The sequence below is a fragment of the Pseudoalteromonas sp. Xi13 genome, from assembly GCF_003952205.1.
GTDB lineage: Bacteria > Pseudomonadota > Gammaproteobacteria > Enterobacterales > Alteromonadaceae > Pseudoalteromonas > Pseudoalteromonas atlantica.
Map to the genome: position 1 here is coordinate 130446 of NZ_CP034440.1, position 21054 is coordinate 151499.

Below are 21054 nucleotides of genomic sequence, written 5' to 3' on the forward strand. Positions count from 1 at the left end.
GCTATTTTTTTAAACTTAATGTGCCAGATGAACGCGCTTTACCGTTTGCTGGCTTTTTGTTGTTTGCGTTTTTGCTATCGCCTTGCGTATTTTTGCTAGCGCCCCCTTTACCTACATAGGTGGTTGAGCGCTTTTGAAAGGCCGTGTTACTTCTTTGAGTGCGAGTGCCTCGCTCATTATTAAAGGCGCGTGGGTTTTCACCCTGAAAATCACGCTTTTTAGGCTCGCCTTTGTTATTGGCATTTTGCTTATTGGTATCAACCGAATGCTCTTGCGTTTTACCCGAATCAGCAATGGAGTCATTAATTTGTGCCATTTCTACGTCGGTTAAATGTCGCCACTGGCCTACTTTTAAGCCCTTTAACGTTACATTCATAATGCGGGTACGTTTAAGGGTCACAACTTCATAGCCTAGGTATTCACACATACGACGAATTTGGCGGTTTAAACCCTGCGTAAGCACTATTTTGAATTCTTGCGGAGCTGTTTGTGTCACTTTACATTTTTTTGTAACGGTATCTAAAATAGGAATACCGTTGGCCATTTTGCTCACAAATTGGCGATTGAGTGGTTTATCAACTGTCACCACGTATTCTTTTTCGTGGTTATTACCCGCTCGCAAAATTTTATTAACGATATCGCCTTCGTTAGTTAAAAAAATCAATCCTTCTGAAGGTCTATCTAAACGGCCGATAGGAAATATACGGGTGGGATAATTAACGGCTTTGACAATATTACTTTGAATTTTACTCTCGGTGGTACAGGTTATACCCACAGGCTTATTATACGCAATGTACACGCGTTTTGGTTTTTCGCGCAGCGGTTTTCCATCTACTAAAACAGTATCGGTATCAGCCACTTTTACGCCCATTTCAGGCGTATTACCATTAACTGTTACACGACCTTGCTCAATATATTTATCGGCTTCACGGCGTGAACAAAAACCTGTTTCACTAATAAATTTATTTAAACGTTTTAATTCGGTCATGGCACTTAATGGTCCTAATTTTAAAGGCGACTAGTGTAAACCACACGCCATTATTTTTCGCCCCTAATTTAAACCTTTACGCATTAATTTTTGTAATTTTTGCTTGAGTTAACCTGCGCCAAACATATTCCAGTGGCCCTTGCTCATAATAGCGACAATATAAAGCTGTAAACAATAGCTGCACGCTAACCAGGCCAGTCGCGACTATCCAATAGTCTATTCGGTTAAAACTTAATACCCACTGCGGATACAACACTTTATAAAGCAACAGCTGCATAAGTGTTTGGCATATATATAAGGTAAAAGCTAAGCGCCCAGCTTGCTGAATAAGCCGACCCACATGGGCACGGTTATTACAAAATTTAACGATGAGATGAATATAAAATACAGCCATGAACAATGCGGCAAAGGTATTTATAAACTCTTGTATAGCGAACCCTGCTCCTCCTGTAAACTTTGACGCATAAAGCCTCATGCCTGAAAAAATAAAGGCGCCAGCTATACAAACAATAAGGTGCGGCTTAGTTAAACCTTTACTAAAAACCTCATTTTTATATAAATATATGCCAATCAGCATTAGCCCTACGCACAGCCACATGATCATGATAGGAACAGCTACCAGCATTAATACGTTCATACCTAGGTTACTCAAAAAGTAATCGCTGTAATGCGGGCTATATAAATCGATATACTGTGCTGAATCACGATAAACGACCTCATCAGGCGCACTAAAAAGCACCAACCCCGTGGCTACACAACCAATTAAAAGAAACTCCCCTGCCCTTTTTACAAGCAGTTGGTTATTACTTTGCAAATATTTTAGAGCAAACCAGCCAGATACACCGTACAAAAATAAAATGTCGCCAGCCCAAAGTAAAAAACCATGTACCAAACCAAAAATGATAAGCCAATGCAATCGCGCTTTTAAAGGCGCTGTTGATTTAACTTTTTGCCATTGAATATAAAGCCCTGCCCCAAACAGTAAGCTAAACAGCGTTCTAAATCGGCCATCAACAAAAAAAGTACTCACAGCATGGATAAGGGTGTCGCTAAAAGGCGGGGTAGATAAAGGAATATAGCTATAATCCATTAAGCCAAACGCATAGCCATTCATATACACTAAGCAAAGCACGGCAATGCCGCGAATAAAGTCCATATTATAATTTCGCATAATGGGCGGTTACTGTCCTTTAACTATTATTTTTATAATTATCTGCCCAATCTACGGCTTGATTATATAACCCTGGTAGCACATCACTTTTAACATTAAGTAATATAACGGCTTTTTCTAATGTCCACCAGCTACCTGTTTCGTACGCTTGTACTACATTTAAGATATAATATAGGGTGTTTTTTTCGTTTAATAATGCCGCTTTAATATCATCAGGAAAAGGTAATTTTTCGACTAATAAACTCATAGGTTGATCGAGTATGGCATCTAGTAACGAAAACAAGCCGGTTAAAAACGCCTCACCCGCCAACGATTTAGACACCTGCTTTGCTATTAGCTCACAAAAGCGTGCTCTAACTACACACACTTGCATTAATTCTGCTGGCTTTTTACCCGCGGTGTGCGCGGTAACAATTAAACTAACAAACTTTTTTAAACGCTCATGCCCTAAATACACTAACGCCTGTTTAATAGATGATATTTTACTCTGAATAGGAAAAACACCGCTGTTAATTAGCCGCATAAGCTTATAAGCCAAGGCCGCATCGGCTTCAAATAACGCACTAATTTGCTTTATATCTGGGCTTGGTTTCATTACTTGCGCGTAAATAGCCACAACTAACGCATAGTTATAATCAATGTCTTGCTGTTCGTGCATTGTGGGCTTGGCAAAAAAGTAGCCTTGAAAGTAATCAAACCCCATTTTATGTGCTTGGTGATAATCGGCTTGGGTTTCTATTTTTTCTGCTAATATTTTTATTTTTTTATGCTGTTTTAGTTTTTCTACAATCTCGGCAATATCTGATAAAGGCGTTTGCGCAATATCAAACTTTACTAGCTTAATAAACTTTAAAAATCGCTCCCATTGCTCGTTATAAACAAAGTCATCTAATGCGAGTTTATAGTTTTTATGAAAAAGCTCTCTGCAAAGCTGATAGTTATCGTCGGTGGGTTCAATGGTTTCTAGCAGTTCAATGACCACATCTTTACAGGGTAAAAAGTCACATAAATTGTGCTTTAAAGAGTCTGGGCCTATATTTATCAGTGCCGTTTTTCCTGAGGTGATGTGGCGTGTGCCTAAATTAAGCTGGTTTTCCATTATTAGGCGAGCAGTTGCTTGACCTTCTTCTATATCGGGAAAAAAGTTTTCAGCACTATTACGAAATAAAAGCTCGTAAGCAACTACATTTTGCTTACGATTGAATATTGCTTGCCTTGCAACAAATACAGACACATTACCTACTTCTTATTTTTATACTCAAACTAAGTAATTAATAGCGTAAATAGGTATAAATGTCACTTCTACTGCGTTTAATTTTAATGATTTAGCAATACATGCTTGAAATATAATCAGCAGCGACCGTTTCCCACGAAAAACGTGCCCCTTTAGCATTAGCTGTAATGTTACTCCATTGCTTAGGATTTTGCTGTTTTAGCGTAAGGGTTTCAGTTAAGCATGTCATTAACCCATCAACTTGTTCATTCAACGAGCCGCCAGAAAATGCAAAGCCATTGTTGTTGTGACTTACGGTGTCTTTTAAACCGCCAACACTGTGTACTAAACAAGGTTGCCCTGCGCGCATAGCAAGCATTTGACTAATTCCGCAAGGTTCAAACGAGCTTGGCATTAAAAATAAATCCCCAAGCTCATATAGGCTATCGCCAATACCTTGCCCATAACCTTTTAAAAACAATAAGTTTGCATTGCGTGCCATGGCCTTGGTGAAAATGCTTTCAAGGGCTTTGTCACCAGAGCCTAAAATAATAAGACGACCGTTAAAACGGTTAATTATTTCACACACGTTATCAAGCGCTAATGCATTACCGTATTGTTGGCAAAGTAATAACACCTTTTGCTCGGTCAGCCTGCCAACACTTGTTACAAGGGGCCCATCTATTGGCGTGTTTTTAAACTGCAGCATGCGCTGATGCGCCACATAGTAGCTCGTTTCAAGCTGCTCATGTTTTGCCATCCAGTTAAATAAAGTATGTTCAATACGCTCATACAAGAGCGATAAAGTAACCTGCTCAGGGTTTTGCTCAGGGTATTCACAGCCATTTAATATTCCCACCACCTTGCCTTGAGCCGATTGATTTTGTAAATCAAGCTCTAAGCCTTCTCCACCAAAAAAACCTTGCTGATAATTACTCGGCTTTAGTACCTCGGTACTGTAAGTAGGTGAGACTAAATGAACTTTATCTGCCAAATTTATAGCACTGCGCATAGGGTTAAAACAGTGTGGGTAACGAGGATCGCACAAATGTTGCCCGTTATAACCTAACGACGGAAACCAAGCCTCTAAACTCGAGTCGTCGTGCTTAAAAGGCCTGATCCCTTGCAGTGCTAAATTATGAACTGTATAGGCAATATGTAAATTAGCGAGGGTATCGTAGCGTTTATCAAATTTTAATAATACGGCGACACACGCGCTATGCCAATCGTGTAAATGCAGTGCTTGAGGGCGCGTTATTAAACCCTGTAGCAGCGCTTCACATAGAGCGACACTAAATAATGCATATTTTGTTGCATCAGTAGCAAAAGGTCGTCCGGGTTCGTCATTGCAATACACCGAACCCGATTGGCTAAACAGTGGGTGCGAAATAACAAATTGATTAATGTGTGTGTTGTCATCACTTATTTTAAATAAAGATAATACCTGTGGCTGCGCTCTAAATATAACAGTGACATCACCTATATATTCACGTTGCAGTTGCTCAAACCCATAATCAGGGATAACAACATCTACGCTCACGCCTTGTGCTGCCAGTGCTTTTGGGGCATCTCTGACTACATCTGCTACCCCGCCCACTTTAGCGTTTGGTAGAGCATCGTTTTCTGCGGCAACCATTAATACATGCATTTATTTACTACTTCCTTAACCTTTGTTATTCGCATCCGATTTTAAGCGAACTTTTTATTTTCGTGTGCTTGACGTTCAAGCTTTTTAGCAAGTTCCGTGAGCATATCACGGGTGACTAATACGATGCCTTTTTTAGATACCCTAAAGCCGTTTTCTTCATCGGCTTTTCTATCGTAGCCAATTTCAAGCCCTGCGGGTATTTCACAGCTTCGATCAATTATGGCTCGCTTAATTTTACAATGACGATTAATGAGAGCCCCGGGTAAAATAACCGATTGCTCTATTTCGCAAAATGAACGCACGTGCACGTTAGAAAAAAGCAGTGATTTTCTAACTACTGAGCCCGATACAATACACCCTCCTGATACCGTTGAGTCTACCGCCATACCTCGTCTATCTTCATCATCAAAAATAAACTTAGCCGGTGGCAACTGCTCTTGGTAGGTCCAAATAGGCCAGGTTGGATCGTATAAATCTAGCTGTGGCTCGGGCATTACCAATTCCATATTGGCTTCCCAAAACGAGTCTAACGTTCCTACATCGCGCCAATAAGGTTGCCCTTCTTGCATGGGATCTCTAAACGGGAACGCATACACACTGTGCTCTTCTATAATTGCCGGAATAATATCGTGCCCAAAGTCGCGGCCAGAACCTTCATTTTCAGCATCTTTTTTTAGCTGCTCAAATAAAAACTCAGTATTAAACACATAGTTGCCCATAGAGGCTAAGCAGGTACCTGGCTTACCAGGGACAGAGCTGGGGATCGAAGGTTTTTCATCAAAGCGACATACCCGATTTTTTTCATCAACAGTCATTACCCCAAAGGTATCTGCAGCCTCTTCAACAGGTACTTCAAGGCAACATACTGTCATGTCGGCGCCTTTTTGCACATGCTCAGCTAATAGAGCGCCGTAATCCATTCGATAAACATGATCGCCTGACAAAATCATCACATATTTTGGCAGTTCGTGGCGAATAATATCCATGTTTTGAAAAACCGCATCGGCAGTCCCACAATACCACTCATCGCCATTACGCTGAGATGCGGGTAAAATTTCAACCGACTCCCCCAGCTCCTTTTTAAAATGGCCCCAGGCGCGATTAACATGACGAATCAAAGAGTGCGATTTGTACTGTGTGGCTATGCCTACACGCCTCACACCCGAATTGATACAATTTGATAATGGAAAATCGATAATACGGTGCTTACCGCCAAAATAAACAGCGGGCTTTGCGCGCCAATCTGTCAATTCGTGTAAGCGTGAGCCGCGTCCACCAGCCAGTATTAACGCGTACGTATCTCGGGTTAAGCTACTTATGTAACGATTTGCATAACTAGGCATAATACTCTCTCCGTTTAGTCTGTGCTCTTAGTGGCATGGCTCGTAGTTGCGTGTAAGTCTGTTTCACTAATAGTTAGGGGGGTTAGGTGCCAAATATCTTCACTGTATTGGCTTATGGTTCTATCGCTTGAAAATATGCCACTTGCGGCCGTATTTAAAATACTCATTCGCGTCCAATGCGTTTGGTCTTGATACGCAGCCTCTACCTGCTTTTGCGCTGCCACATAGCTTTCAAAGTCATGTGCAACCAACCACGGATCGTGAGGGCTTTTAATAGCATTAATAATGTCGTCAAATAAATTAGGCTCAAACAGGTTAAATTGCCCGCTTTCGAGTAACTGCATTACATGGCTTAGGTCGCTGTTTTGCTCTATTAAATGAGAAGGGTTATATCGCGATTTAATATCATCAATTTGATGAGCCTGCGCACCAAACAAAAAGAAGTTATCAGCGCCAACAGCGTCTCTAATTTCAATATTCGCCCCATCTAACGTGCCAATAGTAAGCGCACCATTCATCATAAACTTCATGTTACCAGTGCCTGATGCTTCTTTACCTGCGGTCGATACTTGCTCTGATAAATCGGTTGCAGGGCAAATAGTTTCCATTGCGGTTACATTATAATTTGGCAAAAACGCAACTCGTAAATAAGGAGCTGCAAGTGGGTCTTTATTAATAACCTCAGCTACATTATTAATTAGCTTAATTATTTTTTTAGCCATGTAATAACCAGGGGCGGCTTTACCCCCTAAAAGCACACAACGTGGTACTAAGTTTGTTGTATCGCCTCGGCGTATACGGTCATATAAATGAATAACATGAAGTACATTTAATAACTGGCGTTTGTATTCGTGAATACGTTTAACTTGTACGTCAAACATCATCTCTACATCAAAATCAACACCACAGCGCTCTTTCACTAAATCGACGAGACGTTGTTTGTTTTCGCGTTTAACATTTTGCCATTGCTGATGAAACGCGGTGTCGTCGAAGTAGCGGCGTAATTGGCTTATATCTGCAAAATCGCTAACCCATTTTGAGCCAATTTTTTCTGTAATTAAATGACTCAAGGCCGGGTTGCAGTGTGCTAACCAACGCCTTGGCGTAACCCCGTTGGTTTTATTATTAAACTTGTTAGGCCAAAGCTCGTAAAAGGTTTTAAATAGCCCTTCTTTTAAAAGTTGGGTATGTAGTGCGGCCACACCATTTACCGAATAGCTACCCACAATCGCTAAATAAGCCATGCGTATTTGCGGCACGTCGCCTTCTTCAATTAACGAAAGCGCGCGCTGTTTACTTGCATCGCCTGGCCAATGCTGTGCCACTTGCGCTAAAAAGCGGGCGTTTATTTCATAAATAATTTCTAAAATTCGCGGCAATAGTTTTGCAAAAAGCGGCACCGACCATTTTTCTAAAGCCTCTGGCAATAGCGTGTGGTTAGTGTAAGCCATTGTGCTGGTTGTAATTTCCCACGCGTTATCCCAATCAAGCTCGTAGTCATCAACCAAAATGCGCATTAACTCTGCCACGGCAATACTTGGGTGCGTATCGTTTAATTGAAATACATGATGTGCAGCAAAGTCACTAAAGTCTTCGCCGTATTGTTCAACCCATTGCGATACAATATCTTGAATACTCGCTGATGATAAAAAGTACTGTTGGCGTAATCTAAGCTCTTTACCATTTTCACTGCTGTCATTTGGGTAAAGCACCATTGTGATTTGTTCTGCTAGGTTTTTTTGCGCTACCGCTTCTGAATAACTCCCCGCATTAAACTCGGTTAAGTTAAATTCGTCGGTCGCTTCTGATTTCCATAGCCTTAGCGTATTAACAATGTCGTTTTTATAACCAGGAATAGGCACATCATATGGCACAGCTAATACGTCGTGACAACCAACCCATTGACGGTGTTCGCGCCCATGTTTGTCGGTATAACTTTGTACGTGCCCAAAAAACTTCACTCGTTGTGATTGCTCAGGCGCGGCAAGGTCCCACGGGTGCCCCTCACGAAGCCAGTTATCGGGTTGTTCAACTTGGTGGCCATTTTTTAATGATTGGTTAAACATACCGTATTCGTAGCGAATACCGTAACCAACCACGGGAAGCGCAAGGCTTGCACAACTATCTAAAAAGCAGGCAGCTAAACGCCCAAGGCCACCATTACCTAGCCCTGCATCGTGCTCGGCCTGGGCTACGGTTTCAATTGTGGTGCAATATTCTTGCAGTGCACTGGAGACTTGTTCGTCTAAGTCGAGGTTTAAAATAGCATTACCAAGTGCTCTACCCATTAAAAATTCTAGCGATAGGTAAGCTGTTTTACGGCGTTTTTCTTGCTTGATTTGTTGTTTGGTTTCTCTGCAACGTGCAACAAGCCGATCTCTGATTGTCAGCGCAAGCGCATGATATAAATACAGTTGCGACTCACCCACTTTGTCACGCCCTAAACTGTAATAAAAGTGCCGAGTTAAATCATCTTTTAAAGTGCTTTCATCAATTACAGGGCCTTCTTGCCACCCTTTTACCACACACACATTTTCGTCTTGCTTAGACATGACCATCGTCCTCTAAATTTGCACTAAAAACCCAGCTGCTTTGTGCTGAAATTTCGACTATTGCATCCTCTTTACTGCTTAGCGATGCGTTATGTACACTTGATAAAACCATCTCCCATTGCGCCGCGATAGGCGATGGGGGTAACTTACAAAAAACTGTTTTTTTACTCGCATTTAGAATGATTAATAAGGCGTATTTATTTTGCTTATCTAACAAGCTATACATTAAAAACTGGCGCTGTGGCTCGTGCCAATGCTCGTTAGTCATTTTTACGCCCTGCTCGGTAAACCATTTAACTGTAAAGCGCTCGTCTATATCTTCTGAAAACACGCTGTGTTTAAACGCACTGTGACCACGCCTTATTTTTAGTGCATCGTCAATAAATCGGGTTAGTGAATGATTTAGCTGCGAGTCTTTCCATGCCAACCAACTGGTGCGGTTATTTTGACAATACGCATTATTATTGCCCCCTTGCGAGTGTCCCATCTCACTGCCTGAGGCAATCATAGGCACCCCTTTTGAGAGTATTAGCGTAAGTAAAAAGTTCTTTTGTTGCTGCAGCCTCAGGGCAATAATTTTGGCATCATTAGTAAATCCTTCAACACCACAATTGGTGGAATGATTAGCGCTGTGGCCATCGCGATTTTGCTCGCCATTCGCTTCGTTATGTTTGTGCTCATAACTCACTAAATCGGCAAGCGTAAAACCATCATGGCTGGTAATAAAATTAATACTGTTTAGCGGCCCGCGCTGGCTGTGCTCAAAAATATCAAATGAGCCATGAATACGCTTTGCTACATTTGCAATAACGCCTTCTTCGCTTTGCCAAAATCGGCGTATTACATCTCGGTATTGGTCATTCCACTCTCGCCAAGGTGCAGCAAAAGCCCCCAGTTGATAGCCACCAGGTCCTATATCCCAGGGCTCACTAATAAGCTTTACACGGCTCAATACAGGGTCTTGCTCAATGGCTTGAAAAAATGCATGGGCGCTATTAAAACCATGGGCATTTCGGCCTAAAATGGTGGCTAAATCAAACCTAAATCCGTCTACTCCCATTACTTGCACCCAATAACGTAAGCTATCAAGTACCAGCTTTAAGGTTTTAGGATGATCAATATTAATGGTGTTACCGCAGCCAGTATCGTTTATATACACCTGAGGCTTATCAGCCACCGTCCGGTAATAAGCTAGGTTATCTAGCCCTCTGAGCGATAAAATCGGCCCATCGGCGCCCGCTTCTGCGGTGTGGTTATAAACCACATCTAAAATAACCTCTATATCCGCTTTATGAAGCTCGCTAACCATGCGCTTAAATTCGTTAATGTCATCATCAACTAAATAATCTTTATGCGGAGTAAAAAAGTTGAGTGTGTTGTAGCCCCAATAATTTTGCAGCCCTTTTGCTGTTAAAAACTGCTCACTTATAAAAGCATGTACAGGGAGCAGCTCTAGCGCGGTAACCCCTAAATTATGCAAATGCTCAATAAAGCTAGGGTGGCTTAAGCCTAAAAACTTGCCTTGCAAATTTTTAGGAATATTAGGGTGTCGGCACGTGGCGCCTTTTACATGGCACTCATAAATAACGGTATTAGACCAGCTATGGTTTGGCTTTTTATGTTTATAAGGCTGGCTATTAATGACCCGTGATTTAGGTATATCAATGGCATTATTAACGGTGCTTTTCGTGCCAATAGGCATTTGCCCATAGTGGCGCTCACTCCATGTAAATTCGCCAAATAAATCTTTTGCATAAGGGTCAATCAGCAATTTGTGCTCGTTAAACAGCAGACCTTTTTCAGGACTGTACTCCCCTTCTACGCGATACCCATATAACGCGCCTTCGGCTAAGGGCGCGACATGGGCTGTCCATATACCGCCTTCGTTGATATGCATGGTTACTTTTAATATTTCAGAGTGCCCACTTTTATCAAATAAGCACACATAAGCTTGTGTTGCTTTAGGTGCGTACAAGCTAAAGTTAACGCCGCCACTGCTAATAGATGCACCAAGTGGCTGTGGTTGCCCATGTGAAACCTCAAATCGATTACTCATCTTCAACCTTTTGTAAATAAATAGTCGTTAACCCGCCCATTGCAATTTTAATGCTATGCGAAAAGCCATGGGCGCTTGCCTTAACGCTACTAACCGTGGCGTTTTTGTTTGCTGTTACTTTAATACCTGAGCCAAAAAAAGCGTCATCATCGGTGTTTAAAATAACCTTATATTTACCCGCTGCGGGTACCCCAATTTCATACTCTTGATAAGAAACAGGTGTAAAGTTTGCTACTACTACAATAAAGTCGTGGGCATTTTTAGCATAACGTACAAAACTAAATATACTTTGCTCGTTATTGTTGTTATCTATCCATTCAAAACCCGCAGGGCTTGAGTCGAGTTCATACAGTGCAGGCGACTTTTTATAAACAGTATTAAGCGCTTGTACAGTGTTTTGTATACCACGGTGGCTTTTATGCTCTAGCAAATGCCAATCAATAGAATGATTGTGATCCCACTCTTTTCGCTGTGCTATTTCGCCGCCCATAAACAACAGTTTTTTACCGGGGTGCGCCCACATAAAAGCGTAATACGCACGTAAATTGGCAAATTTTTGCCAATCATCACCGGGCATTTTTTCAATTAATGAGCCTTTTCCATGTACAACTTCGTCATGACTTAGCGGTAAAATGTAATTTTCGCTAAATGCGTACACCATAGAAAACGTCATTTCGTGATGATGATGCTGCCTATAAAGCGGGTCATGTTGCATGTAATGAAGGCTATCGTTCATCCACCCCATATTCCATTTGTAGCCAAAACCTAAGCCATTGTGATCAACACTTTGAGTGACTCCCGGCCACGCGGTCGACTCTTCAGCCACCATCATAATGCCCTGATTATTTTTATAACTACGCAAATTCACCTGCTTTAAGCACTCAATAGCGCCTAGGTTTTCTCGCCCACCATAACAATTGGCAATCCATTCACCTTCTTTGCGGCTGTAATCTAAATAAAGCATTGAAGCCACCGCATCTACGCGCAGTCCATCAAGGCTAAATTGCTCTAGCCAATACATCGCATTAGAGATTAAAAAGCTTTTAACCTCTGGGCGGTCGTAATTATAAATATAGGTATTCCAATCAGGATGAAAGCCCTGTCGAATATCGGCATGTTCAAATAAATGCGTGCCGTCAAAGTGGTGTAAACCATGCGGATCACTAGGAAAATGCCCAGGCACCCAATCAAGTAGCACGCCTAAGTTTGCTTTGTGGCACTGCTGAACAAAGTATTTAAAACTGCTGTAATCACCAAAGCGACTAGTTGGTGCAAATAAACCCACCGGCTGGTAACCCCAAGAGCCATCAAACGGGTATTCACTTATTGGCATTAATTGAATATGCGTAAAGCCCATTTCAAGCGTGTAATTAACCAGTTTGTCGGCAAGTTCGCTATAGCTTAAATAGCGGTTTTCTTCAGCCCTTTGCCATGACCCTAAGTGCACTTCGTAAATACTTATGGGCGCGTCTATATGGTTACGCTTTTGACGATTTTTAAGCTCGCTATCACTGAGCGAAATAGCCGTTGCTTGCTGTTGTAATACACTGGCGGTACCTGGAGCTTGCTGCATTTTAAAGGCAAACGGATCTGCTTTTTCAAGCACATCGCCTTGCTGTGTCACAATAGAAAATTTATAACAGGTATCGGGCTGAAGCCCTGCGATAAAAAGCTCCCATACACCACACGCAGGATGAAAGCGCATATAATGACGATTAGCTTGCCAAAGGTTAAATTCGCCAATAACAGATACACTGGCTGCATTTGGCGCCCACACACAAAAACGCACTCCATCAACCCCTTGTTGATTAATAAAGTGTGCGCCTAAATGTTTATATGCATGCTCTAAACTGCCTTCGTTAAATAAATACATTGCATCCGTATCTAGGCTGCTTGCAAAGCTATATTCATCGTAAAAACATAATGCTGAGTTTGCATATTCAACGTTACACTTATAAGGCTGCGTTGGCATTTCGTTGCTTGTTGCAATAAATAAATCGCTACTGTTATAACGCTTAGCAATAACTTTTTTATCATTAATAATAATATTTACATTTTTAGCCGCGGGTAAATACACGCGTATTTCATAGCCATTTTTATAAGCATGTGCCCCTAAAAAACTAAAAGGGTCTTTAAATCTGCCGCCTTGAAGTGCAGTTACCTGTGCGTCGTAATGGGTCTGTAATGAATCCTTTGGTGCGGTACTACTCATATCCTTTCCTTATTGAATTAACTGCAGCCAAAGTACTGGCATTATTTTTAAAAATAGCGTTGCTTGAATGAGTTAAAACACGGCGCCAATTTGGGTATTCGGTATTAGTACCGGGTATATTCACCGGATACGTTTGTTTATCTAAATCATCAAGCTGAAGTGCAAATAAACGGGTCTCACTGTGTGCAAGTGCTTTGGCAAGTTCACCGTAAACGCACATAGCATCGCTAGTTTCGCTAAGTTGCTCTGCGCTATGTAACCGTATAAAACGCAGTAATCGTTGTTTTTCTTGTTGTCGTTCGTGCAATTGCTGTTGGTACTGCTGATCATCAATAAGCTGATACTGGCGTTTAATATCTAAATCATCTGTTTGCCACCAGCCGCAAAATGGCGGTACGTCATGATTCGCTATCATAATTAAACAATGCTTAGGTAATTCTTGTAACGGTAAAAACTCGCCATCATGTTGTTTTTCAAAATAAAATAAGCTATTTGAATAAATACCACTTACTGCAAGTGCGTGTTTTACCTCGGGCGGGACTATGCCTAAGTCTTCACCTATTACTATGCACTGATTAAGGTGAGACTCTATTTTTAAAATAGCCAATAAGTGCTCAAAAGGGTAATAAACATAACAGCCATCTTGTGTATGGTTACTTTCAAAGCACCACCATAAGCGCCTTAGTGCCATAACGTGATCAATGCGCAAACCGCCAACGCCTTGCATGTTTGCGCTAATAAGTGAGCGATAAAAGGCAAAGTGATCATTTTTTAATTGTTGCGGGTTAAGCGCAGGCAGCCCCCAATTTTGCCCCGCTTGTGCCCAAGGGTCTGGCGGCGCGCCAACATTGGCATTATCACTAAAAAGTGATTGCTGAGATTGATACTCAACGCCATCACCTGCACAGCCAACAGCAAGGTCATTAATTAAACCTATTGCCATGCCTTTATTTAAACAGTGCTGCTGACAATGGCTTAATTGTAATTTAGCCTGCCATTGTAAGTAGTAATCAAAGGTAGGATTGGCTGAATTCAGCGTAGTTAGGGTCTGGGCGTTTTGTTTGCAAAACTGTGCAAACTCATCGCGTCGTAAAGCACTGGCATGTGCTTCAAAATGACTAAATAGCGCTTTAAATAATGTATATTTAACTGCGCTTACTTTTTCATAATTTATAAACTGTTCATTGCTGTTAAAAAGCGCTTTTACCTCATCACTGTGTAACAAAGCATCTAATTGTGGATTGTTTTTAGCATCAGCTGATAGTTCAACACAAATGTACAAAGGATTTAATAACGCACGGCTATTAGGGCTATAGGGGCTGGCTCGCTCACTTTGCTGTGCAAACAGCAAATGTAACGGGTTGAGTAATATGTAGTCCATGTGCTGCTGTGCACATAAGTCACATAGCTCTAGTAAATCATTAAAATCCCCTACACCTAGGCCTGCTTTGTTTTTAACTGTGTACAACTGCAGCGAAAGCCCAGTGCGCTTAGTATCATCTACTTGAAAAACTTTTTCTGGGGCGGCCCACAATTGAATCTCTTTGCTTTGCTCCCCTACACTAACCAGCGCCTGATGATAACCTACCGGAATAGCCCCTAAAGGCACTGCTACTTCAATATAACGCACGCCATGTACATAGTAATCGCCCGTAATAGCCAAATTATGTAAGTTAGCACGCTCATAGGTTACGTTTAACTTTGGCAACGTTATCGCAACAGGTAAATCACGTTGACGCTCATCTATGCGAATATAAAAAAGGTTATCAGTTAAATTCACTAAGCTGGTATCGGGTGCTAACTCTAACCAAGGCGCAACATCTAATTGATAATTAAGCTGTGCTATTTGGTGTTCATCTTCGGTATTTACACCACAACATTGTAAGGCACGTTTGCGCGTGTCTTCGCTAAATATAACCTGCTCGCCCGTGTATTTAGTAAACTCATAACCGATACCGTGCAGATAAAACAACTGCGAAAGTGCGTCCATTTACTCGCCTTAATTTATGCGTTGAGTGTTCACTATGCTATTTTCTGTGCCAAATGTATTAGGTAGGTAGTCATCTGCTTGGTGGTCGTTATCCCAAATATCACCATTAATTAAGTAACGAAAATGAAACTGCTGATCAACTGGCAAGCGTTGCTTACATTTAAATACCCCTTCTTTTTTATTAAGCTTCATAGGCACAGGCTGCCAATCGGTAAATTCACCAAGTAAACTTACTTGCTCTGCATCAGGGTGGGTAAACTCAAAGGTAACTTCAGCTTCATTTTTTGTTTTGAAAAAACGTTTATTCAACATAGTAGGCTCCAACTAAACCAAAATGGGTACTTAATCTTTGCCACAGGGCCGATACAACACTTTAAAGGGCGATGTGGGGTGCATTTAAACATCATTAAACGCGGGTAATTTAAACAAATTTTTATTTACGCATTATTACAGTGCAAAAAAGTTTTTAGCTGCACATATAAGGTGCGATTACGATAAAAATTTTCGCTTATTAATGACAAACTAATGTACAGCAAGTATTAAACCAACTTAATCATTTTTCATTATTAATATATTGAGCAAAAAATCGTATAAAGGTTCACACTAACCTATAAAATTCTTTCGTTATCAGTGTGCTTAAGTAATAATACACAGCATCTTACGTCTCTGAAATACCAAAAATTTCATGTTGAAAAAAAGCATTTTATTTACTACGGTAATTGTATTTATTGCACTTGCCTCCTTTGTAAGCCTTTCTATACATACCCTTTATAGTAAAAAGCAATTATCAGTAGACCCTAAATTAAAAGAAATTTCAGGCATTGAGTTTGATAAAAAAAAGCGTTTGTGGGCGATTAATGATGGCGGTGACGACCCAAAACTTTATCGCCTGGGCGAAGATGGCGCTATTGAAAAAGAAATCCTTGTTACGAATGCTAAAAATATAGACTGGGAAGACATGACGCAAAATAAATTTGGTCATTTTTTCTTAGGTGATTTTGGCAATAATAAAAACGATAGAAAGTGGTTAACTATCTATAAAATAGAAAACCCAATAGATATAAAAACAGAGACCACCGAAGCCGAAATTATTAAGTTTACCTATCCTGAAATGGATGGCACTCCCATTACCCCTAACAAACGCAACTTTGATTTAGAGGCCTTTGTAGAGTACAAACGCCATTTATATTTATTTACCAAAAATAGAACAGAACCTTTCGATGGCATAACCAATGTTTATAAAGTGGGCGATCATGCAGCCAATTTTGATGCTCAGTTAATTGATTCATTTAAAACATGCACAACTCTAGAAAAACTCTGTTGGATCACATCCGCTGCTCTTAGCCCTGACAGGACTAAACTTGTGTTACTTGATTCTACAAGTATTTGGCTGTTCGAAAATTTTAAAGGCGACAAGTTTTTTTCTGGTGATGTGTATCGAATCGATTTAGGTATTGTTACGCAAAAAGAAGCGATCACCTTTTATGATGATAATACGCTTATTTTTACCGATGAAGAATTCAAAGGGCTGGTAGGAGGAAATGCTTACGTTATTAAATTAAACGAAGCACAAAAAACCGTTATCAGACAAGCGCCAAAGGCTGCTGTAAATAAATAGCTATACAATATTTACACAAAATTTTGCTATACACGCGGGCTTTAATAAGACGCTGCACACGCTATTAATTTAATGCGTTGTTATTAAGTGAGTGCAGCGCTTTTTCTACATCAACTCCCAAAATAATAACGCCAATATGATCGCCCTTGGCATTTTTTATCGGTAGACTTAATTGCACCTGAAAATGATGTGTTGAGGCATCATATTCAACACTGTCAAAGCGATACGCTAAAGACTGCTGGTATACGAGGCTAAATTTATTCTCATCCCCTTGCCAATAATCACTAGTGATTTTGCTTATAGCCACATTTTTACCTTGCTTATCTGTCACTATAATTTCGGTAATTATGCCTTTGAACTGCCTTTGCCATTGTTTTAAATATAATGAAGCATCAGTAAGTAACATATTTTTAGCTAAATCATGTTGATGTGTTTTGACTTCTTTTATCCAATGCTCGTCAGCGATTCTAAGCGCTTTGTTTTTCAGCTTTATATGGTTACTTTGCGCCGCGGCATCGGTAATTATTGGCTGTGAAATTAACGCCTTTATTGGCTCTAATAACGTATTTAGTATTTGTACTTGTTCACCCTGTGATAAATAAAACGGTGCAGGGGCACATTGAGGAATCGTTTCGTCGAATTTTTCTAAAAAAGAAGGGTGCGAATTAATAAGCTTATTAGCAGCAAAAACACCTAAAGGCACATAACGATAAAATGAGCGCGGGTAGGAAGAAGCATCAATACCTAAGTGATCGGCAGCATTATTAAAGTCATCTAAATCAAGTAATACTTTGTCTACTCTATGATGGTGAAGTACGTTTACTATTTCTTCTAGCGAGTTTACTTCAACTAACGAGGTAATATTTTGCGTTTTAAACCAATTAGCCTGATAACTGCCATGGACCACGCCATAACGTAATTTTTTCGGGTCTTTATTAACGCTATCGGGATGAGTAAACCAGTACCAATTTTCTAGGTAAATAGGTGACGACAACTTACCATACTGGCTCATCTCAGAGGTTAAATGCGTTGTAAAATACCCATCCAACCTACCTTGTTTTACCTCGCGACGAGCCCTCAGCCAAGGTAACGATTGCAACTCAAATGGCATGTCCATATTGTGTAAAATGCATTGCACTTGGTTAACCGCATTATCTGGTGTTGTAAGCGATACATTGGTACCAAATTTTAAGGGTTCAGTTAAAGTTAAAAGTGCAAAAAATAACGTTGTGGGCATAATCCATTGCTAAATAATTGTGTTAATTACAATTAGTATAGTAAGGCTTTGCCAAAATATCTAACTTCGATAAAATTAAATATTAAGTTAAATCAATAGGTAACCTTTCGCTTTCATAACACTTAACTTTAACGCTTAAATTTTGTTTCTAAAATCACTGACGATGTTGTGCGCTCTACCCCATCTAAATTACCTATATCATCAAGTAAATGGCTTAGCTTTTCTAAGTTTTGCGCTTGCACTACAGCAATTAAATCAAACTCCCCACTAATGGCATAAAGCTGGGAAATAGCATCAATCTGTTTAAGTTCTAAATTGGTTTTAGTGGTGAGTTTTTGCATCACCTTTATAGATACATGAGCCGAGACCATACTGGTCAAATAGTCTTCACCGTAATCTACGCTATAGCCTTTTATAACCCCTGTTTCTTCAAGTTTCAACATACGACTTTGCACGGTAGAGCGCGATAAATTAAGCATGCGTGCCAAGTCAGAAATACTGGCTCTTGCATTGGTTTTTAAAATTGAAAGTAGCTTTTCGTCTTGTGGAGTTATCATATTGCTTATTAATTTCGTTATTTTGACTTTTATTGTAATCATTTTTCACAAAATAGCACTGCAAATTTAACCTGCAACCTTCGATAATAGTGCTTAATAACAAAAATTACCTAGCTGAGAAAACGCTAACGTTTTTATTTTGCTAATCTTTATTCAATATTCACAATTTTTAGGTGTACATAATGCAAGTAACAAGAGACTTATTTAACGATGTAATGGTGCCAAACTACAATCCGTCGGCAGTTATTCCAGTGCGCGGCGAAGGCTCACGTGTGTGGGATCAAAATAACAATGAGTTTATTGATTTTGCAGGCGGTATTGCTGTTAATTGTTTAGGCCACTGTCACCCAGCGCTTGTATCTGCTTTAAAACAGCAAGGCGAGAAAATTTGGCACTTATCAAATGTGATGACTAATGAGCCAGCCCTGCGTTTAGCACAAAAAATGGTTGAAGCGACATTTGCGGATAAAGTGTATTTTGCAAACTCAGGCGCAGAAGCCAACGAAGCGGCTCTTAAGCTTGCTCGTCGTTTTGCACTTGACGAACACGGCGAAGATAAATCACAAATCATTGCGTTTAACAAAGGTTTTCACGGCCGTACATTTTTTACTGTGACGGTGGGCGGGCAAGCTGCTTACTCTGATGGCTTTGGCCCTAAACCTGGCGACATTATGCATTGTGATTACAACGACATTGCAGCATTTGAAGCACTTATTAGCGATAAAACATGTGCCGTAATGATGGAGCCACTACAAGGTGAAGGCGGCATTATTTCACCAACAGATGAATTTGCTAAAAAAGTACGCGAGTTATGTACTAAGCACAATGCACTGCTAATTTTTGATGAAGTACAAACAGGCGTTGGCCGCACTGGCGATTTATACGCTTACGAAGGTTTAGGTGTAGTGCCCGATATTTTAACTACGGCTAAAGCTTTAGGCGGTGGTTTTCCTATTGGCGCTATGATCACTCGTACTCATATAGCAGAGCACTTAAAAGTAGGTACGCATGGCTCTACGTACGGTGGTAACCCACTAGCTTGTGCAGTAGCAGAAGCTGCATTTGACACCGTAAACACACCGGATGTACTCAACGGCGTTAAAGAGCGTGAACAACTATTTCGCGATGGCTTAAATGCAATTAACGAAAAATACAACGTATTTAGCGAAGTACGTGGTAAAGGTTTACTTATTGGTGCGGTATTAAACGAAAAATTTGAAGGCCGCGCACGTGACTTTTTAGTTGCCAGTGCTAACAATGGTTTAATGAACCTTGTTGCAGGCGTGAATGTTATTCGTTTTACCCCTTCTTTAGTTATTCCATTTGAAGATATTAAAGAAGGCCTAGCACGCTTTGAAAAAGCAGTAAGCGACGTAGTAAACGGCTAATTTAATTAAGCGCGCCTTAGGGCGCGCTGTTGGAGCAAGTAATAAATGCAAGTATTACGTCCTATTACCACTGAAGACTTTGCTGCACTTAAGCAAATTGCGATTGAATCGGGCCATGGGTTTACCTCACTTCCGGTGGACGACCAGCTATTAAAAGACAAAATAGACCGCGCCGAGAAAAGCTTTGCTAAAAATATCAATCAGCCGTTAGATGAAAGCTACCTATTTGTTTTAGAAGACAGTGAAACAGGTGAGGTTATTGGCACAACCGCCATAGAAGCCGCTGTTGGCTTATCGGTGCCGCTTTATCATTACCATTTAGGTAAAACAGTACACCACTCGCCTACACTTAATGTTTATAACACCGTTGATATTTTAAGCATGTGTAACGATTACACCGGATGCTCTGAAATATGTACTTTGTTTTTGCGCGAAAACAGCCGTAAAGGCTTAACCGGGCGCTTTTTATCACGCTCACGCTTTTTATTTATGGCGCAGCACAGCGAACGCTTTGCCGATACCGTGATTGCTGAAATGCGCGGTGTAAGCGACGAAGATGGTCATTCACCGTTTTGGCAGTGGCTGCAAGAGCACTTTTTTAGTATTGAGTTTCCCAAGGCCGATCATTTAGTGGGGCTTGGCGATAAAGTGTTTATTAGTGAGTTAATGCCTAAATACCCTATTTACGTAAACTTACTCAGTAAAAAAGCCCAAGCAGTGATTGGCAACGTGCATGAAAAAACTAAACCCGCACTTAAACTGCTCGAAAAAGAAGGCTTTGAGCACCGTGGCTACGTGGATTTGTTTGATGCAGGCCCAACGGTAGAAGCCAAGCTTGGTAATATTCGCAGTATTCGTGAATCTCAAGTATGCCCTATTACTATTGGCGAGTTGGAACATATTAGCCAGCACAGCTCAGATACTTTAGCCGTTTGCAATCAAGGTGTAAGTGGGTTTAGAGCAACCTTTACCCAGCACGCCCATTATAACCACGCTAAACACACATTAGTAATAAGCCAAGAAGTGGCTGATGCCCTTAATTTATCCCAAGGAGATGCAGCGCGTTTTTTCCGCCTGTAAA

At 40.7% G+C, this 21054-nt stretch carries 15 protein-coding genes; 3 read left to right on the plus strand and 12 right to left on the minus strand.

Going from position 1 to position 21054, the window contains the following annotated elements; translation table 11 throughout:
* Position 1 precedes the first annotated feature (1 nt).
* From rluF to EJ103_RS17150, 10 genes are all read right to left on the minus strand, one after another.
* Complete coding sequence (rluF, locus tag EJ103_RS17105) at positions 2–988, minus strand: 23S rRNA pseudouridine(2604) synthase RluF (protein WP_126008925.1); 987 nt, start codon at positions 986–988, stop codon at positions 2–4.
* A 76-nt stretch (positions 989–1064) separates the two neighbouring features.
* Entirely contained in the window at positions 1065–2144 is a 1080-nt protein-coding gene (locus EJ103_RS17110; RefSeq protein ID WP_126009694.1) for a DUF418 domain-containing protein, read from the minus strand.
* A 34-nt stretch (positions 2145–2178) separates the two neighbouring features.
* Positions 2179–3393 carry an HDOD domain-containing protein gene (locus tag EJ103_RS17115; RefSeq protein WP_029774480.1) on the minus strand — a complete coding sequence of 405 codons (1215 nt, stop codon included), beginning with the start codon at positions 3391–3393 and terminating at the stop codon, positions 2179–2181.
* Positions 3394–3484: 91 nt separating this feature from the next.
* A complete protein-coding gene (locus EJ103_RS17120) occupies positions 3485–5020 on the minus strand; it encodes a glycogen/starch synthase (RefSeq protein WP_126008927.1) in 1536 nt (511 codons plus the stop codon).
* 41 nt (positions 5021–5061) lie between these two features.
* On the minus strand, positions 5062–6363 hold the full coding sequence (gene glgC, locus EJ103_RS17125) for a glucose-1-phosphate adenylyltransferase (protein WP_004586432.1): 1302 nt from the start codon (positions 6361–6363) through the stop codon (positions 5062–5064).
* Positions 6364–6377: 14 nt separating this feature from the next.
* Positions 6378–8915: a glycogen/starch/alpha-glucan phosphorylase gene (locus EJ103_RS17130; RefSeq protein WP_126008929.1), complete on the minus strand. Its 2538-nt coding sequence runs from the start codon at positions 8913–8915 to the stop codon at positions 6378–6380.
* Positions 8908–10971, minus strand: coding sequence for a glycogen debranching protein GlgX (gene glgX / locus EJ103_RS17135; protein WP_126008931.1), 2064 nt, complete (start codon positions 10969–10971; stop codon positions 8908–8910). The genes EJ103_RS17130 and glgX overlap by 8 nt, the downstream gene beginning before the upstream one ends.
* Positions 10964–13183 (minus strand): 1,4-alpha-glucan branching protein GlgB, encoded by a 2220-nt coding sequence (gene glgB, locus EJ103_RS17140; RefSeq protein ID WP_126008933.1) that lies wholly within the window; start codon positions 13181–13183, stop codon positions 10964–10966. Before glgB ends, glgX begins: the two co-directional genes overlap by 8 nt.
* Positions 13176–15173 carry a 4-alpha-glucanotransferase gene (gene malQ, locus EJ103_RS17145; RefSeq protein WP_126008935.1) on the minus strand — a complete coding sequence of 666 codons (1998 nt, stop codon included), beginning with the start codon at positions 15171–15173 and terminating at the stop codon, positions 13176–13178. Before malQ ends, glgB begins: the two co-directional genes overlap by 8 nt.
* A gap of 9 nt (positions 15174–15182) precedes the next feature.
* Complete coding sequence (locus tag EJ103_RS17150; protein WP_004586437.1) at positions 15183–15485, minus strand: isoamylase early set domain-containing protein; 303 nt, start codon at positions 15483–15485, stop codon at positions 15183–15185.
* Positions 15486–15858: 373 nt separating this feature from the next.
* Between EJ103_RS17150 and EJ103_RS17155 the strand changes: the two genes are divergently transcribed.
* A complete protein-coding gene (locus tag EJ103_RS17155; protein WP_126008937.1) occupies positions 15859–16791 on the plus strand; it encodes a hypothetical protein in 933 nt (310 codons plus the stop codon).
* 64 nt (positions 16792–16855) lie between these two features.
* On the opposite strand, the gene EJ103_RS17160 is transcribed toward EJ103_RS17155, so the two are convergent.
* Both EJ103_RS17160 and EJ103_RS17165 read right to left on the minus strand, forming a co-directional pair.
* The gene (locus EJ103_RS17160) at positions 16856–18028 is read right to left on the minus strand and encodes a transporter substrate-binding domain-containing protein (RefSeq protein WP_126008939.1); all 1173 of its coding nucleotides are present in this window, start codon (positions 18026–18028) and stop codon (positions 16856–16858) included.
* A 128-nt stretch (positions 18029–18156) separates the two neighbouring features.
* Positions 18157–18585: an Lrp/AsnC family transcriptional regulator gene (locus EJ103_RS17165; protein ID WP_004586440.1), complete on the minus strand. Its 429-nt coding sequence runs from the start codon at positions 18583–18585 to the stop codon at positions 18157–18159.
* Between the two features lie 182 nt (positions 18586–18767).
* On the opposite strand from EJ103_RS17165, the gene EJ103_RS17170 reads away from it, so the two are divergent.
* Together EJ103_RS17170 and astA are read left to right on the plus strand one after the other, a co-directional pair.
* The gene (locus EJ103_RS17170) at positions 18768–19973 is read left to right on the plus strand and encodes an aspartate aminotransferase family protein (RefSeq protein ID WP_126008941.1); all 1206 of its coding nucleotides are present in this window, start codon (positions 18768–18770) and stop codon (positions 19971–19973) included.
* A 45-nt stretch (positions 19974–20018) separates the two neighbouring features.
* The gene (astA, locus tag EJ103_RS17175; protein ID WP_024031782.1) at positions 20019–21053 is read left to right on the plus strand and encodes an arginine N-succinyltransferase; all 1035 of its coding nucleotides are present in this window, start codon (positions 20019–20021) and stop codon (positions 21051–21053) included.
* Position 21054 lies beyond the last annotated feature (1 nt).